Source organism: Methylobacterium sp. JK268, assembly GCF_054052225.1.
The window spans coordinates 117,440-134,477 of record NZ_JBSVZN010000022.1; the positions used below are offsets into that span (position 1 = coordinate 117,440).

At 70.8% G+C, this 17,038-nt stretch carries 14 protein-coding genes and 1 tRNA gene; 11 read left to right on the forward strand and 4 right to left on the reverse strand.

Annotated elements, in window-relative coordinates; translation table 11 throughout:
* The first annotated feature begins 99 nt into the window (after positions 1-99).
* Complete coding sequence (locus ACW9J6_RS22180) at positions 100-1,044, forward strand: hypothetical protein (RefSeq protein ID WP_457118680.1); 945 nt, start codon at positions 100-102, stop codon at positions 1,042-1,044.
* Between the two features lie 364 nt (positions 1,045-1,408).
* Here the strand turns inward: ACW9J6_RS22180 and ACW9J6_RS22185 are convergent, their stop codons facing one another.
* The gene (locus ACW9J6_RS22185) at positions 1,409-2,041 is read right to left on the reverse strand and encodes a YqgE/AlgH family protein (RefSeq protein WP_457118681.1); all 633 of its coding nucleotides are present in this window, start codon (positions 2,039-2,041) and stop codon (positions 1,409-1,411) included.
* 308 nt (positions 2,042-2,349) lie between these two features.
* Between ACW9J6_RS22185 and ACW9J6_RS22190 the strand changes: the two genes are divergently transcribed.
* The 3 genes from ACW9J6_RS22190 (at position 2,350) to ACW9J6_RS22200 (ending at position 3,973) form a co-directional block, all read left to right on the forward strand.
* Complete coding sequence (locus ACW9J6_RS22190) at positions 2,350-3,216, forward strand: protein-disulfide reductase DsbD domain-containing protein (protein ID WP_457118682.1); 867 nt, start codon at positions 2,350-2,352, stop codon at positions 3,214-3,216.
* Between the two features lie 91 nt (positions 3,217-3,307).
* Positions 3,308-3,790 (forward strand): redoxin family protein, encoded by a 483-nt coding sequence (locus ACW9J6_RS22195; protein WP_457118683.1) that lies wholly within the window; start codon positions 3,308-3,310, stop codon positions 3,788-3,790.
* Positions 3,791-3,895: 105 nt separating this feature from the next.
* Positions 3,896-3,973 (forward strand) — tRNA-Pro (locus tag ACW9J6_RS22200).
* A gap of 118 nt (positions 3,974-4,091) precedes the next feature.
* On the opposite strand, the gene ACW9J6_RS22205 is transcribed toward ACW9J6_RS22200, so the two are convergent.
* A complete protein-coding gene (locus ACW9J6_RS22205) occupies positions 4,092-6,704 on the reverse strand; it encodes a GAF domain-containing protein (RefSeq protein WP_457118684.1) in 2,613 nt (870 codons plus the stop codon).
* Positions 6,705-7,779: 1,075 nt separating this feature from the next.
* Here ACW9J6_RS22205 and ACW9J6_RS22210 point away from each other — a divergent pair.
* Both ACW9J6_RS22210 and ACW9J6_RS22215 read left to right on the forward strand, forming a co-directional pair.
* Complete coding sequence (locus ACW9J6_RS22210) at positions 7,780-8,529, forward strand: CatB-related O-acetyltransferase (RefSeq protein WP_457118685.1); 750 nt, start codon at positions 7,780-7,782, stop codon at positions 8,527-8,529.
* Between the two features lie 872 nt (positions 8,530-9,401).
* Positions 9,402-10,874, forward strand: a complete 1,473-nt coding sequence (locus ACW9J6_RS22215; RefSeq protein ID WP_457118686.1) for a methyl-accepting chemotaxis protein — start codon at positions 9,402-9,404, stop codon at positions 10,872-10,874.
* Between the two features lie 19 nt (positions 10,875-10,893).
* On the opposite strand, the gene ACW9J6_RS22220 is transcribed toward ACW9J6_RS22215, so the two are convergent.
* Positions 10,894-11,655 (reverse strand): DUF502 domain-containing protein, encoded by a 762-nt coding sequence (locus ACW9J6_RS22220; protein WP_457118687.1) that lies wholly within the window; start codon positions 11,653-11,655, stop codon positions 10,894-10,896.
* Between the two features lie 83 nt (positions 11,656-11,738).
* On the opposite strand from ACW9J6_RS22220, the gene ACW9J6_RS22225 reads away from it, so the two are divergent.
* Entirely contained in the window at positions 11,739-12,620 is an 882-nt protein-coding gene (locus ACW9J6_RS22225; RefSeq protein ID WP_457118688.1) for a DUF6925 family protein, read from the forward strand.
* Positions 12,621-12,832: 212 nt separating this feature from the next.
* Here ACW9J6_RS22225 and mutM read toward each other — a convergent pair whose 3' ends face one another.
* A complete protein-coding gene (gene mutM, locus ACW9J6_RS22230; protein WP_457118689.1) occupies positions 12,833-13,726 on the reverse strand; it encodes a bifunctional DNA-formamidopyrimidine glycosylase/DNA-(apurinic or apyrimidinic site) lyase in 894 nt (297 codons plus the stop codon).
* A gap of 113 nt (positions 13,727-13,839) precedes the next feature.
* On the opposite strand from mutM, the gene ubiE reads away from it, so the two are divergent.
* From ubiE to ACW9J6_RS22250, 4 genes are all read left to right on the forward strand, one after another.
* Positions 13,840-14,598 carry a bifunctional demethylmenaquinone methyltransferase/2-methoxy-6-polyprenyl-1,4-benzoquinol methylase UbiE gene (gene ubiE / locus ACW9J6_RS22235; RefSeq protein WP_457118690.1) on the forward strand — a complete coding sequence of 253 codons (759 nt, stop codon included), beginning with the start codon at positions 13,840-13,842 and terminating at the stop codon, positions 14,596-14,598.
* Between the two features lie 28 nt (positions 14,599-14,626).
* Positions 14,627-16,180: a 2-polyprenylphenol 6-hydroxylase gene (gene ubiB / locus ACW9J6_RS22240; RefSeq protein ID WP_457118691.1), complete on the forward strand. Its 1,554-nt coding sequence runs from the start codon at positions 14,627-14,629 to the stop codon at positions 16,178-16,180.
* 138 nt (positions 16,181-16,318) lie between these two features.
* Positions 16,319-16,687, forward strand: a complete 369-nt coding sequence (locus ACW9J6_RS22245; RefSeq protein WP_457118692.1) for a type II toxin-antitoxin system RelE/ParE family toxin — start codon at positions 16,319-16,321, stop codon at positions 16,685-16,687.
* Positions 16,688-16,707: 20 nt separating this feature from the next.
* Entirely contained in the window at positions 16,708-17,022 is a 315-nt protein-coding gene (locus ACW9J6_RS22250) for a helix-turn-helix transcriptional regulator (protein WP_457118693.1), read from the forward strand.
* The last annotated feature ends 16 nt before the right edge of the window (positions 17,023-17,038 follow it).

Sequence of the window (17,038 nt, forward strand, 5' to 3'; positions counted from 1 at the left end):
GCCGCCCGGCGGCGCGCGCGCCCGCCGGCGGGGACCGCCGGGACGCGGGGTCCCCGCCCGGGCGCCGGGCTCCTCGTCCGCAGCCTGCTCAGGAGCCTGATGCCCGCGTTCCGCCCCCTGGTCCTGGCCCTCGCCGTGGCCGCCCTGCCCGCTCCGGCGCATGCCCAGAACTTCTTCGAGCAGCTGTTCGGCATCGGACGGGCGGCCAAGCCCCAGCCCGCGCCGCACGTCGCGCCGCCGCCGGCCCCCATGGACGCGCCACCGCCCCAGGACGTGCGCCCGGCGCCGCCCCCGCCGCCGAAGCCGGTGGTGATCCGGGTGCCCGGCGAGGACACGGTGATCGGCCAGGACCTGCAGGAGAACGGCAGCGCCGGCACGCTGCGGATCGAGCGTGCCGCGCAGGGCGGGCTCACCGCCCGCATCACGCTCGAGGGCACCAAGATCTCGCAGCCGACCGAATCCTGCCGGGTCTCGCTCAACAAGGGCGCGCCGGTGCCCCTCGCCGACCAGGGCCGTCCCAGCGGCGTGACGCGGTTCGCCTCCGCGGACCCGGTCTGCCCGCTGCGGATGGAGATCCTGGAGGGCAGCGTGCTCGTCACCCCGCTGACGGAGCCCGACGTCTGCGTCTTCCAGGCCATCGACTGCGCCACCACCCCGAAGGGCCTGTGGGGGCCGGGCCCGGCCGCCCTGGTGCCGCGCGCCCAGGAATTCGATTCCGCCCGCGGCGCCGCCGACCGCTCCGTGCGCGAGAACTACAAGGTGATGACGCAGCGCGCCCGCCGCGAGGACGTCCGCCCCATCGTCGCCGAGCAGGCGGCGTTCTCGGCGGACCGCGAGCAGATGTGCCGCGCCTACGCGCGCGAGGGGGTGCACGGCTTCTGCCACCTGCGCGTCACCGAGGCGCGGGTGCTGTCCCTGGCGACGCGGCTCGGCCTCGCGACCGGCAGCGCGAGCCCGACCGCCAGCAACGTTCCCCGCCCGGTCCGGCGCCGGCCGCCGCCCGCGGACGGCATGAACCCGGGCTTCGCCGACTCGCAGGAGTGAGGCCCGCGGTCACCTCCAGATGATCGCTGGTTCCGTTCTCGAATTGTCGTCAAGCCCGGAATTCGGAACCTTGGGCTTGGCGTTGAAAATTCGAGAGGAGGTGAATTGAAACCGGGCGGCATCGGCTCTCTCACGGACACCCCCTTTTCCGGACGACTGCAGCGTCAGCGGAAGGAGATCCGGAATCCAGCACAGGAATCTGCCGCGAAGCGGCTCCGGATGTCAGCAGCCGTGCTGACAAGCGGTCGCTGCGCGACGTCTTGCGCTGGTTTCCGGGTCGCATTCCGCTGACGCTGCATGCGCCCGGAAAAGGGCGGCGGTGGTCACCAGCTCGGCCCCCTGACCCCCGGCGGGCCGGCCGCACTCAGGCGTGGCCGGCGGTCGTCGAGAGCATGGCGGGCTCGATGCCGATCGCCCGCAGGGCGCGGTCGTACTTCGCGTCGAGGGCGGTGCCGAAGATCAGGTCCGGATCGGCCGGGCAGTGCAGCCAGCCATTCGCCTGGATCTCGCTCTCCAGCTGTCCCGCCTGCCAGCCCGCGTAGCCGAGGGCCAGGACGGCGTCGCGCGGCCCGGTCCCGGCCGCGATCGCCCGCAGGATGTCGACGGTGGCCGTGAGGCAGATGCCGTCGTCGATCAGCAGGGTCGACTGGTCGATGTGGAAGTCGGGGGAGTGCAGGACGAAGCCCCGGCTCGACTCCACCGGACCGCCCATCAGCACCGGCATGCCCCCGACCCGGTGCGGCAGCCGGATGGCGTCGTCGCGCCGGATGATGTCGAGCTGGACCAACAGGTCCGGCATGTTGAGGTCGGCCGCGGCCTTGTTGACGATGATCCCCATCGCGCCCTCGGCCGAGTGGGCGCAGAGGTAGACGACGGACCGGGCGAAACGATCGTCGGCCATGCCCGGCATCGCGACCAGGAGCTGCCCGTCGAGGTAGTTCTCCGCGGAGGGCTGGCCGGTCGCCGCCGTCGCGCCAGGATCGGAACGCGTGCGCATGCCGATATGCTACGCCCCGGCCCGCCATTGTCCATGCTCAAACCGGCGGTCCGGCCGCGGGACGACGTCGCGCGTCGCCGCCGGGACGCCCTCCCGCCGCGGGATCCCGGCGGCTCGCGCGAACGTTCCTGGTCCGGACCCGCCCGCGGCTGGTACGCTGCCCCCTCGCGAGGGCCGCCCATCGCCGGAGCCCGGCCCGACAGCCCGTCGAGACCACGACCCCGAGCCCGTGATTCAGACCCCGTGATGTCGCCTCCATGACCCGTTTCGCCCGATGACCCCTGTCGCCCGATGACCCCTGTCGCCCGATGACCCCTGTCGCCCGCTCGTGGTGCCGGACCGCCCGCCTCGCCGTGCCGCTCCTCGCCGCGCTCGCCGCGGCGCCGCCCGCCCGGGCGGCCTCCGCCTGGGCCTCGGGCCTGCACGCGCGGGCGCGGCTGATCCCCGGCGGGCAGGCGGAGGGCCAGCGCTATGCCGGCCTGGAGATCCTGCTCGACCGCGGCTTCAAGACCTTCTGGCGCGATCCGGGCGAGGCCGGCGTGCCGCCCGCCATCGACTGGTCGGCCTCGCGCAACGTCGCCGCCTTGGACGTGCTCTGGCCGGTGCCCCGCCGCCTGTCGGAGGCCGGCGACGTGGTGTTCGGCTACGAGGACCGGGTCGTGCTGCCGCTGCGGGTGGTGCCGAGGGATCCGGCGGCGCCGGTGGCCCTGCGCCTGCGCCTCGATTACGGCGTCTGCAACGCCATCTGCATCCCGGTGCGGGCCGACCTGTCGCTGACGCTCCCGGCCGACGCCGCGGCGGTGGGCGATCCGCGGGTGGCGGAGGCGGTGGCGGCCTCGCCCCGGCCGGTGCCCCTCGGCGAGGGACCGCTCACGGTGCTCGGCGCGACGCCCGAGCCGCCGGGCCTCGCCGGGCGGCTCTTCGTCGCCGTGCGGGCGCGGGTGCCCGGCGGCGCCCGGGCCGACCTCTTCGTCGCGGCCCCGCCCGGGTGGCTCCTGCTGCCCCCGCCGCGTCCCCTGCCGGAGGCCCCCGGCACCGTGCTGTTCCGCATCCCCGTGCTGGAGCGCCCGCCGGCGGCCTCCGACCGACTTCCCCTGAGCCTGATCCTGGCGAGCCCCGGCCAGCGCCCGGTGACCACGGAGGCCAACCTCGACACCCGCGAGTGGTCGCGCTAGAGCGGGGCCGGCTCGGCCGGAGCGGTGCCGCGGGCCGGGCGCCCCGCCCGGGCGATGCGGTGCCCGCGGCCGTCACCCTCGGGAGAGCACGATGACGATCCAGGTTGGCGATCACCTGCCGCAGGCGACCTTCCGCGTGATGACGCCGGAGGGACCCGCGGCCAAGACCACCGACGACGTGTTCAAGGGCCGCCGCGTGGTGCTGGTGGCGGTGCCGGGCGCCTTCACGCCGACCTGCCACCGCAACCACCTGCCGGGCTACGTGGAGAAGAAGAGCGAGATCCTGGCGCACGGGGTCGACGCGATCGCGGTGACCTCGGTCAACGACGTCTTCGTCCTCGACGCGTGGTCGAAGGCGGCGGGCGCGGAGGGCATCACCTTCCTGGCCGACGGCAACGGCGACTTCGCCAAGGCGGTGGGCCTGGACATGGACGGGACGGGCTTCGGCCTCGGCGTGCGCTCGAAGCGCTACGCGATGCTGGTGGAGGACGGCGTGGTGCGCGCCCTCAACGTCGAGGACACGCCCTCCAAGGCCGAGGTGTCGAGCGCCGACACCCTGCTGCGGTCGCTCTGAGCGGCCCGCCGGACCGGGCTTCCCCCCGCGATAGGGGGTTGCGCCCGGAAACCGGGACGGCTAAGACCCCCTCGCCTGGCGGCGCCCCGCGCCCCGCCGGGCCGTCGGAGCGTAGCGCAGCCCGGTTAGCGCACTAGTCTGGGGGACTAGGGGTCGTGGGTTCGAATCCCGCCGCTCCGACCATTTCTCTCCAGAGGGCCAGAGGAAGTCCCACTCTCTGCCCGGAAGCCAGTTTGCAAACCATTCTGCAAACTGGCGCGACGCACCGAGCCTGCGCTCAGCGGCCGGTTATGCGAGCCCTTCACCGCATCCTTTCTCGGCTGCCGTCCGGTCCCGCGGCCTCGCCAGCCTGCCGCCCGCCCAGCCGCCCTGCCCCGGCTATCCTGCGCGGCAGCGTGACGACCAACTCGGTGAAGGCGTTCGGCGCCGTCTCGACGTCCAACGTTCCGCCATGCTGCTTGACGACGATGTCGTGGCTGAGACTGAGACCCAGGCCCGTGCCTTCGCCCGCCGGCTTGGTGGTGAAGAACGGATTGAACATCTTCGCCCGCACCTCTTCGGGAACGCCGGTTCCATTATCGCGGATCCGAATCTCAACCCGGTCGCCGAGGTTGCGGGTCGCCGCCGTCAAGGTCGGCGCGTAGTCCGAGCCTGCCATCTCCTTGCGCGAGGCTACGGCGTAGAACCCGTTCGAAATCAGGTTGAGAAGCACGCGCGTGATTTCCTGCAGATGGAGATCGGCTTCGCCCGCTTCGGGATCGAAATTCTTTTCGAGCGTCACATCGAAGCCGGGCTTCTCGGCCCGCACACTCTGGTAACCGAGGTTCAGCGCCTCCTCCACCATCGCGTTGACGTCGACGCTCGCGCACTCGCCGGAGCCTTCGCGCGCATGGAGGAGCATGTTCTTGACGATGGAGTCAGCGCGCTTGCCGTGGCTCGCGACCTTTTCGAGATTCGAAGCGATCATGTCCATCAGTTCGTGCGCGTCTGCCTTCGCGTCCTCCGGAAGCGCCTTCAGAGTTTCGCGCAATTCTTCTATCAGTTCACGCGATACGGAGGCGAAGTTGTTGACGAAGTTGAGCGGGTTCTTGATCTCGTGGGCGATCCCGGCGGTGAGCTGACCGAGCGAAGCGAGCTTCTCCGACTGCACCAACCGGTTCTGAGCGTTGCGCAGATCGTCGAGCGACCGCTCCAGCTCCCACGTGCGGGTCTGGACTTCACCGAGCAACCGCGAGTTCTCAATCGCGATCACGGCCTGATCCGCGAAGGTTTGGGCGAGCTCGATGTGCCGCGTGGTGAACGAGCCCGGGTCGCGTCGCGCCAGCGCGATCGCGCCAACGATCGCTCCGTCCCGCTTCAGCGGCACGCCCAGCACCGCGCGACTGACCGTGGCGGCCAGAAGCGCCGGATCGTAGTCCGGTTCGAGCCGATTGTCGGGAACATGCACGATGTCGCCGGTCAGCAGCACCCGCGCGCCGACCGACCCGCGGCCCGGCCGCTGCGGTCGGCTCTTCAGCAGTTCCACGAAGTCCGGCTCCGATCCCGGATCGAAATGCGCCTGAACGTAGAAGGCGTCGTCGCGCCGAAGATAGATCAGTCCGCTGTCGGCACCCGCCAGCGGAGCCGCCGAGGCGATCAGCGTGTCGAGCACCTTTTGAAGGTCGAAGGCGGAACGGCTGATCGTCTTCAGGACCTCCGCCGTGGCGGTCTGCTGCGCGAGCGCTTCCTCGACTTCGCGCGTGCGCGCCCGTACCTCTTCGATCAATCGTGCGTTCTCGATGGCGATCACCGCCTGATCGGCGAAGGCGGCGACGAGATCGATCTGCCGCGGGCTCAGGGCGCCAGGCTCGGGCGCGCCGATCTGGAAAACACCGATCACGTCCCCGTCGCGCATCAGAGGAACGCCGAGCAGACTGCGGAACCCGCCCAGGCGAGGCGCGCTGCCGAAGGCGTAGTCTGGCTCGTTGGCGACGTCCTCCACGTAGGAGGCCGCCTGTGTCAGCAGCACGCGACCGGCGTTGTTGGCCCGCGTCGGCGCGGCGATGGGAAACGGATGTCCGCGCAGGAACGCCTCGAATTCGGGGTTGCCGCCGGCCAACGCGCGAAAGCGCAGGAAGCCGTCGCTGACGACGCTGATCGAGGCGATGGAGGCGCGGCAGAGGTCGCGCGCGGCTTCGACCAGAGTCACGAGCACGCCGTCGAGATCGAAGGCGGAGCGGCTGATCGCCTTCAGCACGTCGGCGGTCGCCGTCTGCCGCGCGAGCGATTCCTCGAGATCGCGCGTCCGCGCCTGTACCTGCTCGCGCAGACGCGCGATCTCGATGGCGATGACGGCCTGATCCGCGAAGGTCCGCTGAAGCGCGAGCTCGTCCCGCGTGAAAGGCAGCGGCCTGTCGCGAAAAACCATCAGGGCGCCGACGGCCCGGCCCTCTCGACGCAGCGGCGTGCCGCTCAACGCCCGGGCGCCGGCCGCGCGCGCCTCGGAGAGGCCGGGCCAGTCCGCCACGGACGCATCGGGATCGTCGAGGTCAGCGACGTGAATCGAACGGTCCTGCGACACCACCACGCCCGGCAGGCCGCCGCCGCTGGTGGAGGGAGAGGCTCGACCGACCCGCTGCGCGTTAGCGCCGACCCAGACTTGGCGCGAAGCCGCGTCGTCCGCCGCGAGATGGATCGAGACGCTCGTCGCGGCGAACAGCCGCGTGCTGCTTTCGATGATGAGGTGCAGAACGCGGTCAGCGTCGCCTGGCGCCTGCGCGAGGGCGCTCATGATTGCGGCGACCTCAGCCTCGAAGCTGCGCGCGACGCGCAGCTCGCCCCAGGCTTCGTCGCGCGCTTCGGTGGATGTTCTGAGACGCTGCTCGGCAGGGGGCGCCTGTCGCTGCGGCTCGTCCGGTTCGTCACCTTGGCGCACGGTCTCTGGATCCCGCCCGAGTCTCTGAGCTGTAGCTTAACCAAACCGGCTCGGAGCAGCCAGCAGCGCGGACTGCAGAGAGTGTTCCGCTGTGCTGACGCGATCATCGCCCGACTGCCCTAGATCTTGGCGGATCGCTGCACTAACCCAGTGGAGGCGTTTCCGGCGTCGCACACCCGGGACACAGTGAGGATCCAGACCTCGATCTGCCGGGCCGAGCCGCCACCGGCCCTGAGCCAGTGTCGCTCTCGTCCTGTTCGACGCAGGACGTGTCCATGCCGCGTCGCTCATCGTCCTGGCCGCCTCCACGTCGCTGCCGCTCTCGAACCACTCGGCTGCGCTGCTGTTGTCATGACAATATGACGCAGGCAGGTCTGAACATACGAAGAACGAACGCCTGTGAGGCGTTTTGCAGGATTCTCCTGCAAATTCAGCGATTGGCCCCTGCCTGGGGAACTAGGGTCGTGGGTTCGAATCCCGCCGCTCCGACCATTGCCACTCCGAGACCTCCGGGCTGCGAGGCCCCTCGGATCGCACGTCCCGGGGGACGAGCGCGGTCGAACGAGGAACCAGATCGGGGCGTGGAGACCTCGGCTCAAACCGACATCCGGCACGGCGCGGACCGGCCGGTTCGGCGCACCGCACCGGCGTAGCCGCCTCCATCCCCTTCCCGAGGTCGCGCATCCGGCCGGCCGCCGGGGCGGTCGCGGTCTCTTCTGGATCGTTCGCGGCGCTCGGGCCCAGCCGGGACGCGAACCAGGGCCTCACCGCCATCGCTGGGCGTGACATCCACGAGCCCCTCCCCACCGTCACACCGGACGGGTGGCGGACGGTCGAGGCTGTCTCCGACCTCCGCGAATTCGGCTCGATCGCGATCGATCAGTTCAATCGAGCTACATCTCGCGATCTTGACGGCCCCTCACCAGCCATGAGACGGAACCCCGATGACTTCAGGGCCCGCCATCACCACGACGATGCTTTCGAATAGTCGCACGATTATCAAATTTCTATTCCTACAACGCGCGCGTACCGGATTCCCTGTTAGGATCATCAGCCTTTGTGACGGAGAGTTATGATGCATGTTCGGCTGAACCAGGACAGCATTCGGTGGTTACTTGATCGGCGTATCTTCTCCACGGCGTCTCTGGAAACGAATCGTTTTGATGTCGGCGCCACCATCAGCTTCGATGAACAGACTTCCGTGGAACCTTACTGCGCGTTCCTGGAAGGCGGCTCCCTTTGCGAGATGGGCGCGTTCTCCTACAGCTGGTCTTACCTTGAACCATCCATGAAGGTCGGCCGATACTGCTCGATCGCCGGAGGATTGCTGGTGCCGTTTCCTCGGCACCCGCTCGAGAAAATCAGCACCTCGTCGGTCTTCTACGACGGCCAGTTCAGCATCGCGAAACAGGCCATCATCGACCACAATACCAACTATGATAACTTCAGGCAGATCTCGAAGAAAGAGATGCCGGTGATCGGCAGCGATGTCTGGATCGGAGCCGGCGCCACCCTCATGCCGGGCCTCGCCATCGGCAGCGGCGCAGTGGTCGCCGCAAAATCCGTCGTCGTTAAAGATGTTCCACCATACGCGATCGTCGGAGGCAATCCCGCCCAGATCATCAAGATGCGTTTCAGCCAAAACACGATCAATAATTTGCTTGAACAACAATGGTGGCGGTATCATTTTTCAGAATTCAAAGATCTTGATCTCGACAATCCCGATCATTTTTCGAAACAGTTGGACAGGTTGATCAAGGCGGGCTTGCGACCGTATGAGCCGGATCGCATTTTCCTCGGCGAGATGCCGCATGATCGGATCTGAATGCATCCGTCAGCGCTGAGCGCGTCCCGCGCCTCCCTCCGGTCGGCGTTCTGAGGCTCAGGACCCGGAGGGGCCGCGCGGTCCGCCGGCTCCGGCATCGCGCCGCGGGACGAAGAGCTGAGACCATCGCGTTTCCGATTGAGCGTGCACAGGACAGCGCCTCATTCGCCAGGCGCGCCGCCATCGATCGCCTCTCCCCGCCGGATGTTTCCCAGTGAGCCCTCTCGCCATCGACGCGAACGGCCCGCGCCACGACGACGACAGCGCGGTCGAGCGCGTTGCCGATCGCTGCTCTCAGCTCGCGGTCGCGCAACACACCGGCGGCAGGCCCGCGATGGCCGCCGTCCTGCGCGGTCTCGGTCGCGATCTCCCGGTGAGAGCGCTGGCCATCGCCGTCGAGACGGCGCTCATCGGCGCGGACGCGCTGAAATTTCTCGACACCCGCGGTAGGTCGCGCCTTTCGATCACGATCGGTTATCAATCATCTTACGGCAGGCATGCTGTCCATCGCCGGAATCACGGCGGACGCGGGATCTCGGGCCGAGGGCGCCCTCGGTCGCCGCGCGAGGGCGGCGAGGGACGCCGTCGTTTCGACCGACCGGACGCCTCCGATGCCGGACTTGGACCAGATCCCCGGAGGCCGGCCGCAAAACACTGTTGCAGCACACGGCGCGCCGACATGACGGCATCATTGCTCCATTCCTTGTCATTACTTGCATCATATAGTCCATGAAGAGAATCATGACTGTTAGAAAAATAATCGTATCTCCAAATACAGAATAAGCCAGCTCGCCGCAGATCAATGTCAATTTTACTGAATTTTCACTTTCATTTCCTATTGACAGCTTTCGTTTCGAGATTGGGGCGGAGTCGTGACGTTTTTCTCTCGGGAATCGGCAGCATTGGCCGCCATCGACCGATCGCAGGGCCGGATCGAGTTCGACATGGACGGTCGCGTCCTTGCCGCGAACGATCTTTTCCTGGGCATGCTGGGCTACCGCTTCGACGAGGTGCGGGGCCAGCATCACAGCCTGTTCGTCCCGGCCGAGGAGCAGGATACGCCGGATTACCGCGCATTCTGGCAAGCCCTGCGGGACGGCCAGCCGCAGGCGCGCGTCTTCCGCCGCGTCGGCAAGGGCGGGCGGCGGCTCTGGATCCAGGCCTCGTACAGCCCGGTCCTGGGGCGCACCGGCCGCCCGGTGCGGGTGATGAAGCTCGCCACCGACATCACGGAGCAGCGCGACCGGGACGCCGCCCTCGCCGCCGAACTCGCGGCGGTCGGCCGCTCGCAGGCCGTGATCCACTTCGCGCTCGACGGCACCATCGTCGACGCCAACGCGAACGTCCTGCGGGTGCTCGGATACACCCTCGACGAGATCCGGGGACGGCACCACCGGATGTTCCTGTCGCCGGACGAGCACGGCACGCCCGCCTACCAGGCCTTCTGGCAGGCGCTCGCGGCCGGCGAGTTCCAGTCCGGGGAGTTCCGCCGCATCGGCAAGGGCGGCCGGGAGGTCTGGATCTTCGGCGCCTACAACCCCGTGCTCGACGCGGACGGCCGCCCTTGCGCCGTCGTGAAGTTCGCCATGGACATGACCGATCGCGTGCGCGCCCGGATGCGCCGGGCGGAGGGCCAGCGCGCCATCGACGCCGACCTCCAGGTGGCGGCGGGCGCGGTGGCGGCGGTGGACGGGCAGGTCCGCGCGGTGGCCGAGAGCACGGGCCAAGCGGCGTCGAACGTGCAGGCCGTGGCGGCCGGCGCGGAGGAATTCGCCTCCTCGATCGCCGAGCTGAACCGCCACGCCGAGGAGGCGAAGGCGACCTCGGACGACGCGGTGCGACGGGCGGAGCAGGCCGGCGCCACGGTCGCGGGACTGACCGCGGCCGCGGACCGGATCGGCGCGGTCGTCTCGGCGATCCACGGCCTCGCCGATCAGACCAACCTGCTGGCGCTCAACGCCACCATCGAGGCCGCGCGGGCGGGGGCGGCCGGGAAGGGCTTCGCGGTGGTGGCCGCGGAGGTGAAGGCGCTGGCCGAGCAGTCGACCCGCGCCACGGAGGAGATCGGCCGCCAGATCGTCGCCGTGCAGGACGCGACCAAGGACGCCGTCGGCGTGATCCGCTCCGTCACCGAGGCGATCGGGCACCTGAGCGGCATCTCGCTCAGCGTCTCGGCCGCCGTCGCCCAGCAGACCGCCGTCACCCGGGACATGTCGGTCAACATGCAGAGCGCCGCCACGCAGGTGGCCGAGGTTCAGGCCAGCATCGACCGCATCCGGCAGGCCTCCGGCGAGGTGGACGAGGTCGTCCGCAAGGTGGCGACCGCGGCGCGCGCGCTCGCGTGAGCGGACGCCCGGCGCGCGGTCAGGCGTCCTGGGTGTCCCGGGCCGGCACCTCGACGGGGCCGACCTGGGCCGCCCGCAGGCCCGCGGCCATGGCCTGGAGGCGCGTCTGGGCCTCCTCGGGCTGGATCACGCCGGCCGACATCACCAGCTTGGCCGCGTCGTCGACGCTGATCGGCAGTTCGATCACCTCGGCGCGCGGCAGGTAGAAGAAGAAGCCCGTGGTCGGGTTGGGCGCGCAGGGCAGGAACACCCCGACGTAGTCGCCGCTCGGCGGCAGGGCGGCCTGGACGTCCGGCCCGGCGGGCGCGGACAGGAACACCACCGACCACGTGCCCTTGACGGGAAACTCCACCAGGCCGACCGTCCGGAACGAGGTGCCGCTCGTGGAGAACAGGGTCTCGAAGACCTGGCGCAGGCCCCGGTAGAGGCCGGAGATCACCGGCGTGCGGGCGAGCAGCACCTCGCCGAACTCGACCACCGAGCGCCCGACGAGGTTCGCCGTGAAGGCGCCGAGCAGGGTGAGCGCCACGAAGGCGATCAGCAGGCCGAGGCCCGGGATGTTGAAGGGCAGGTAATGGTCGGGCAGGTAGGTGCTGGGGAGCAGCGGCTTGACCCAGCTGTCGATCAGGCTGACGCACCACCACGTGATGTAGATCGTGATGGCCAGCGGCCCGGCGACGATGACGCCCGTGAAGAAGTAGTTCCGCAGGCGCCCCCGGACGCTGACCCGTTTGCGGGGGCCGGCCTCGGGCTCCGGGATCGACGGAGACGGATCCTGCACGCTCACGTCCTCACCAGCGCAGGTGCCCCCTGCCCGCGCACAGGTAACGGTTTGCTGCGCTGCGCTCAAGGCGGAGCGACCCGGTGAGCCCCCGCGAGGACGCGACCGCCCTGCGCGACCTCGTCGCGTCGGCGCTGGCGGAGCCCGCGACGGTCTGGACCCTCGGTCCCTACGGGGCGGCGATCCGCATCGCGGCGCCGGGGATCCCGCTCGCCGGACGGCTCGGCCGCGCGGTGGCGGGCGGGGCGCTCGCTTTCGGGCCCCTCGGGCGACTCACGGCCGTCGCCTACGAGACCGCGCTCGCGGGCGAGGCCTGGAGCCACGCCGTCGCGCTCTGCCTCCCCGCCCGCGACCTCCCGGCCGGCGCGCCCGACCGGGTGACGGCGCTCGGCCCCGACCGCTTGGCGGTGCGCCCGCAGGATCGGGGGGCGCCGCTCTTCGACCTCGGCGTCGGGCTGCCGGGCCTGCGCCTCTGCCTGCGGGCGCCGGACCCGGAGGCCGCCGCGCCTTTGCGCGCCCGCTGCGGGTCGTCGGTCCTGGAGGAGGAGGATGGTCTCGCGGCCCTGCTCGCCCTGCCCTGCGACCGCGTGGCGCTGGCCGGCGCGCACCGGGCCGAGGCGGCCCCCGGGACCGGGCAGGACGCGCGGCTGCAGGTCCTGCCGAAGCTCCTGCGGCTGCGCCGCCGCCACGCCGCCACGGCGCCGATCCCGCCCGGGCTGGTGCCGATCGCGATGATCCAGCCGCCCCATCCCCTCGACGCGGCCGGCGCCTTCGACCGCGCCCGCCACGAGGCCTTCCAGGCCCTGCTCGCGCGCTGGGGCGATCCCGATCTCCTCGCCCTCAAGCGGCGCGCCTGGGCGGGCGAGCCCGTGCCGCCCCCCGCGAGCCGGGCCGGCCGGGCCGCGCTGCGGGTCGCGCGGGCGCAGGCCCACCACCTCGGCATAGGCCGGTCCGCTTCGGCCTAGGGCGGAAGGCCCGCTTTCGCGCCGCCTCGGCCCCGCGTACCACGACGGCGCGCGACACAAAAAGAAGCCGCCCCTCGCGGAGCGGCCCGAAGTCTAGGGAGGAAACGCCCATCGAGGGCTGCCGGACGCGACGCCATCGCATCCGGCATGTACAGACATAGACCGGAACCGAGCGGGCCCATGTGCGGGAGCGCACATCGGCCGCGCCCGCCTCAGGGCGGCGGCTGGCAGCGCTCGCAGAAGAAGGTCGAGCGCCCGGCCTGCACGATCCGCCGCACCGCGCCCCGGCAGCCCCGCGCCGTGCAGGCGAGCCCCTCCCGGTCGTAGACGCGGAAGACGTGCTGGAACCCGCCCTGGCTCCCGTCCGTCTGCGCGTAGTCGCGCAGGGTGGAGCCGCCGGCCGCGACCGCCTCGTTGAGCACGTCCCGGATCACCTGCGCGAGGCGGCCGGCGGCCTTCGTCGGCCGCCCCGCCGCGTCCGCGAGGGCGCCGGCCGGCATCTCGGGATGCAGGCGCGCGCGGTGGAGCGCCTCGCAGACGTAGATGTTGCCGAGCCCGGCGATCAGCCGCTGGTCGAGCAGCGCCGCCTTGACGGGCGTGCGCCGCCCCCGGAACAGCCGCGCCACCGCCTCCCCCGACAGTTCGTTGCCGAGGGGCTCGATCCCCATCCCGGCGAAGTGGCGGCAGGTCGCGAGGTCCCGGGCCGAGACGAGGTCCATGAAGCCGAAGCGGCGCACGTCGTTGTAGGTGACCCGCGCCCCGTTCGAGAGCCCGAACACGACGTGGTCGTGCTTGGCCTGCCCCAGCGCCCCGTCGAGGTAGAAGTCGCCCGGCGAGACCTGGCGCCCGTCCGGGAGCACCACGTCGAAGCGCCCGCTCATGCCCAGATGCATGATCAGCGCCTCGCCCGAGGAGAGGTCCGCCACGAGGTACTTGGCGCGCCGCGACAGGGACTCGACCCGCGCGCCCGTGAGGCGGGCGGCGAAGCGCGCGGGCAGGGGAAAGCGCAGGTCCGGGCGGGCGAGATGGACCTGGGCGAAGCGCGCGCCGACGAGGGCGGGCTCCAGGCCCCGGCGCACGGTCTCGACTTCGGGCAGTTCGGGCATGGGACTCCGCGAGCGGGATGGGGCGGCTGCGCGAAGAACCGCACCCGAAAGGATCCCCGCCAGATGGTGATTCCGGCGCTCACCCGCTATGCAGGCGGCCGCAGGAGGGACCGATGGCCGCCGACGAGACCAGCACCGATTTCGGCTTCGCCCGCGTGCCCCTCGACGAGAAGCAGGGGCGCGTCAACGAGGTCTTCCGGTCGGTCGCCCGCCGCTACGACCTGATGAACGACCTGATGTCGGGCGGCCTGCACCGGGCCTGGAAGAGCGCGCTGATCTCGACCCTGCGGCCCTCGCGGACCCGGCCGTTCCGGCTCCTCGACGTGGCGGGCGGCACCGGCGACATCGCCTTCCGGACCCTGGAGGCGGGCGGGCCGGAGACCGACGTCACGGTGCTCGACATCAACGACGCGATGCTCGGCGTCGGGCGCGAGCGGGCGGGCGAGCGGTTTCCCGGCCGGATCGACTTCGTGGCCGGCAACGCCGAGGCGCTGCCGCTCCCCGACGGCACCTTCGACGCCTACACGATCGCCTTCGGGATCCGGAACGTGCCGCGCATCCCCCTGGCGCTGGCGGAGGCCCACCGGGTGCTCAAGCCCGGCGGGCGGTTCCTGTGCCTCGAATTCTCCCGCGTCGACGTGCCGGGCCTCGACCGGATCTACGACGCCTACTCGTTCCGGGTGATCCCGCGGATCGGCGAGCTGGTGGCGGGCGACCGCGAATCCTACCGCTACCTCGTCGAGTCGATCCGCCGCTTCCCGACGCCCGGCGCCTTCGCGGGCATGATCGAGGAGGCGGGCTTCGCCCGCGTCACCCACCGGCCGCTCTCGGGCGGGATCTGCGCCATCCATTCGGGCTGGAAGATCGCGTGAGAGATCCCGCCCGCGGAGCCCGCCCGTCGTGCTGAGCGCGATCATCCACCTCCTGCGCGGCATCGAGGTCGGCTGGGTGCTGGCCCGCGAGGGGGCGCTCGCCTTCGTGGACGCGGGCGCGCTGCCCCCGCACCTGCGCGCCTTCCTGCGCCTCGGCCGACGCTTGGAGCGCCGCGGCCTCGGGCCGACCGCCCGGCTGCCCAAGGCCCTGACGCGGCTCGGCCCCTCCTACGTGAAGTTCGGCCAGTTCCTGGCGACCCGCCCGGACATCGTCGGGGTCGCGGCCGCCCGCGACCTGGAGAGCCTGCAGGACCGGGTGCCGCCCTTCCCGCAGGCGGTCGCCGTGGCGACGATCGAGGAGACGCTCGGGCGTCCCCTCGGCGAGCTGTTCCTGTCCTTCAGCCCGCCCATCGCCGCCGCCTCGATCGCGCAGGTCCACCAGGCGCGGATCCGCGAGGCGAACGGGACCGAGCGCACCGTCGCCGTGAAGGTGATGCGGCCGGGCGTGCGCGAGCGCTTCGCCCGCGACATCCAGGCCATGCGCTTCATGGCCCGGGTGGTCGAGGTGCTGCGCCCGGAGGCCGAGCGGCTGCGCCCGCGCGAGGTGGTCGAGACCCTGGCCCGCTCGGTCGCCATGGAGATGGACCTGCGGCTGGAGGCCGCCGCGCTCTCGGAATTCGCCGAGAACATCAAGGCGGACGAGGATTTCCGCGTGCCCCAGCCGGTCTGGGAGCTGACCGGCCGCGACGTGCTGGCGAGCGAATGGATCGACGGCATCCGCCTCAACGACCGCGCGGCGATCGTGGCGGCGGGCCACGATACGGCGGCGCTCGGGCGCACGGTGATCCAGTCCTTCCTGCGCCACGCCATCCGGGACGGCTTCTTCCACGCCGACATGCATCCCGGGAACCTGTTCGTCGACCCGATGGGCCGCCTCGCGGCGGTGGATTTCGGCATCATGGGCCGGCTCGGCCTGAAGGAGCGGCGCTTCCTCGCCGAGATCCTGCTCGGCTTCATCCTGCGCGACTACCGGCGGGTGGCCGAGGTGCATTTCGAGGCGGGCTACGTGCCCTCCCACCACGCGGTCGACGATTTCGCGCAGGCGATCCGGGCGATCGGCGAGCCGATCCACCAGCGCCGCGCCGACGAGATCTCGATGGCGAAGGTGCTCACCCTGCTGTTCGACGTGACGGCTTTGTTCGACATGAGCACCCGCACCGAATTGGTGATGCTCCAGAAGACCATGGTGGTGGTCGAGGGCGTCGCCCGCTCGCTCGATCCGCGCCTCGACATGTGGACCACCGCCGAGCCGGTGGTGCGGACCTGGCTCGCCCGCAATCTCGGGCCGATCGGGCGGGTCGAGCAGGCGGGCCGCGCGGCCCTGACGCTCGCCGACGTGGTGGCGGACGCGCCCGACCTGTCGCAGCGCTTGAAGCGCGTGCTGATCCGCCTCGACGAGGACGGCCCGCGCGACGCCGCCCGCCTGGAGCGGAAGGTGCGGCTGGAGACGAAACGGGCGCTGTGGTCGAGCCTCGCGCTCTGGATCATCGCCGGAAGCCTGCTCGTCCTCGCCCTGCGCTGACGCTTCCGCGCGACAGGGAGGCAGGGTGCGGCCCCCGATCACAGAGGCTACCAGTGACCTTCGCACCGGATCGGGCGCTGCGAAGATCGCGGCCGTCTGCTATAGCGACGCCGATACGACCGGGGGCACGATGCAGCGATGGACGACGGCCGGAGGCTCCGACCGCTGGTTTTCGTCGCATCGAGCCGCAAGGACCTCATGGGGTTTCCCGACGAGGTCCGCCAGGATGTCGGGTACGCCCTCTACCTGGCGCAGCAGGGTGAGCGGGCACCGCGGGCGAAAGCGCTGAAGGGCTTCGACGGGGGCAGCGTGATCGAACTCGTCGAGGATCACGACGGCGATGCATACCGGTGCGTCTACACCGTGCGCCTTGCCACCGCGATCTACGTCCTCCATGCGTTCAAGAAGAAGTCGAAGCGCGGGAGCGAGACGCCGAAGCACGACGTTGACCTGATCCGTTCGCGCCTGCGGGAGGCCGAGGAGATGGAGCGCGCCGTTCGGCCCTAGCGGCAGCGGAGGAGACCGGGATGACGGACACGATGGATGCGGTCCAGAGTGCCTTCCACGCACTCGAGATGCCCGATGCGGACGACCTCGTGGTGAAGTCGCGCCTTCTCCGCTTCGTCGCCGAGGAGATCCGGCGGCGCGGGCTGACGCCGCAGGAGGTCGGAGATCGGCTCGGACTCGGCCAAGACGAGGTGACGGCGTTGACCGGCGAGCGGCCGAGCCGCTTCTCGGTGCCGATGCTGATGCGGCTCGTGGGCCGCCTCGGCTTCAAGGTGTCGATCCACGTCGAGGGCGGCGGGATCGCCTTCGACGTACCCTGCCAGGATGCCGCCTGATCGGCGCTTCCGCCGG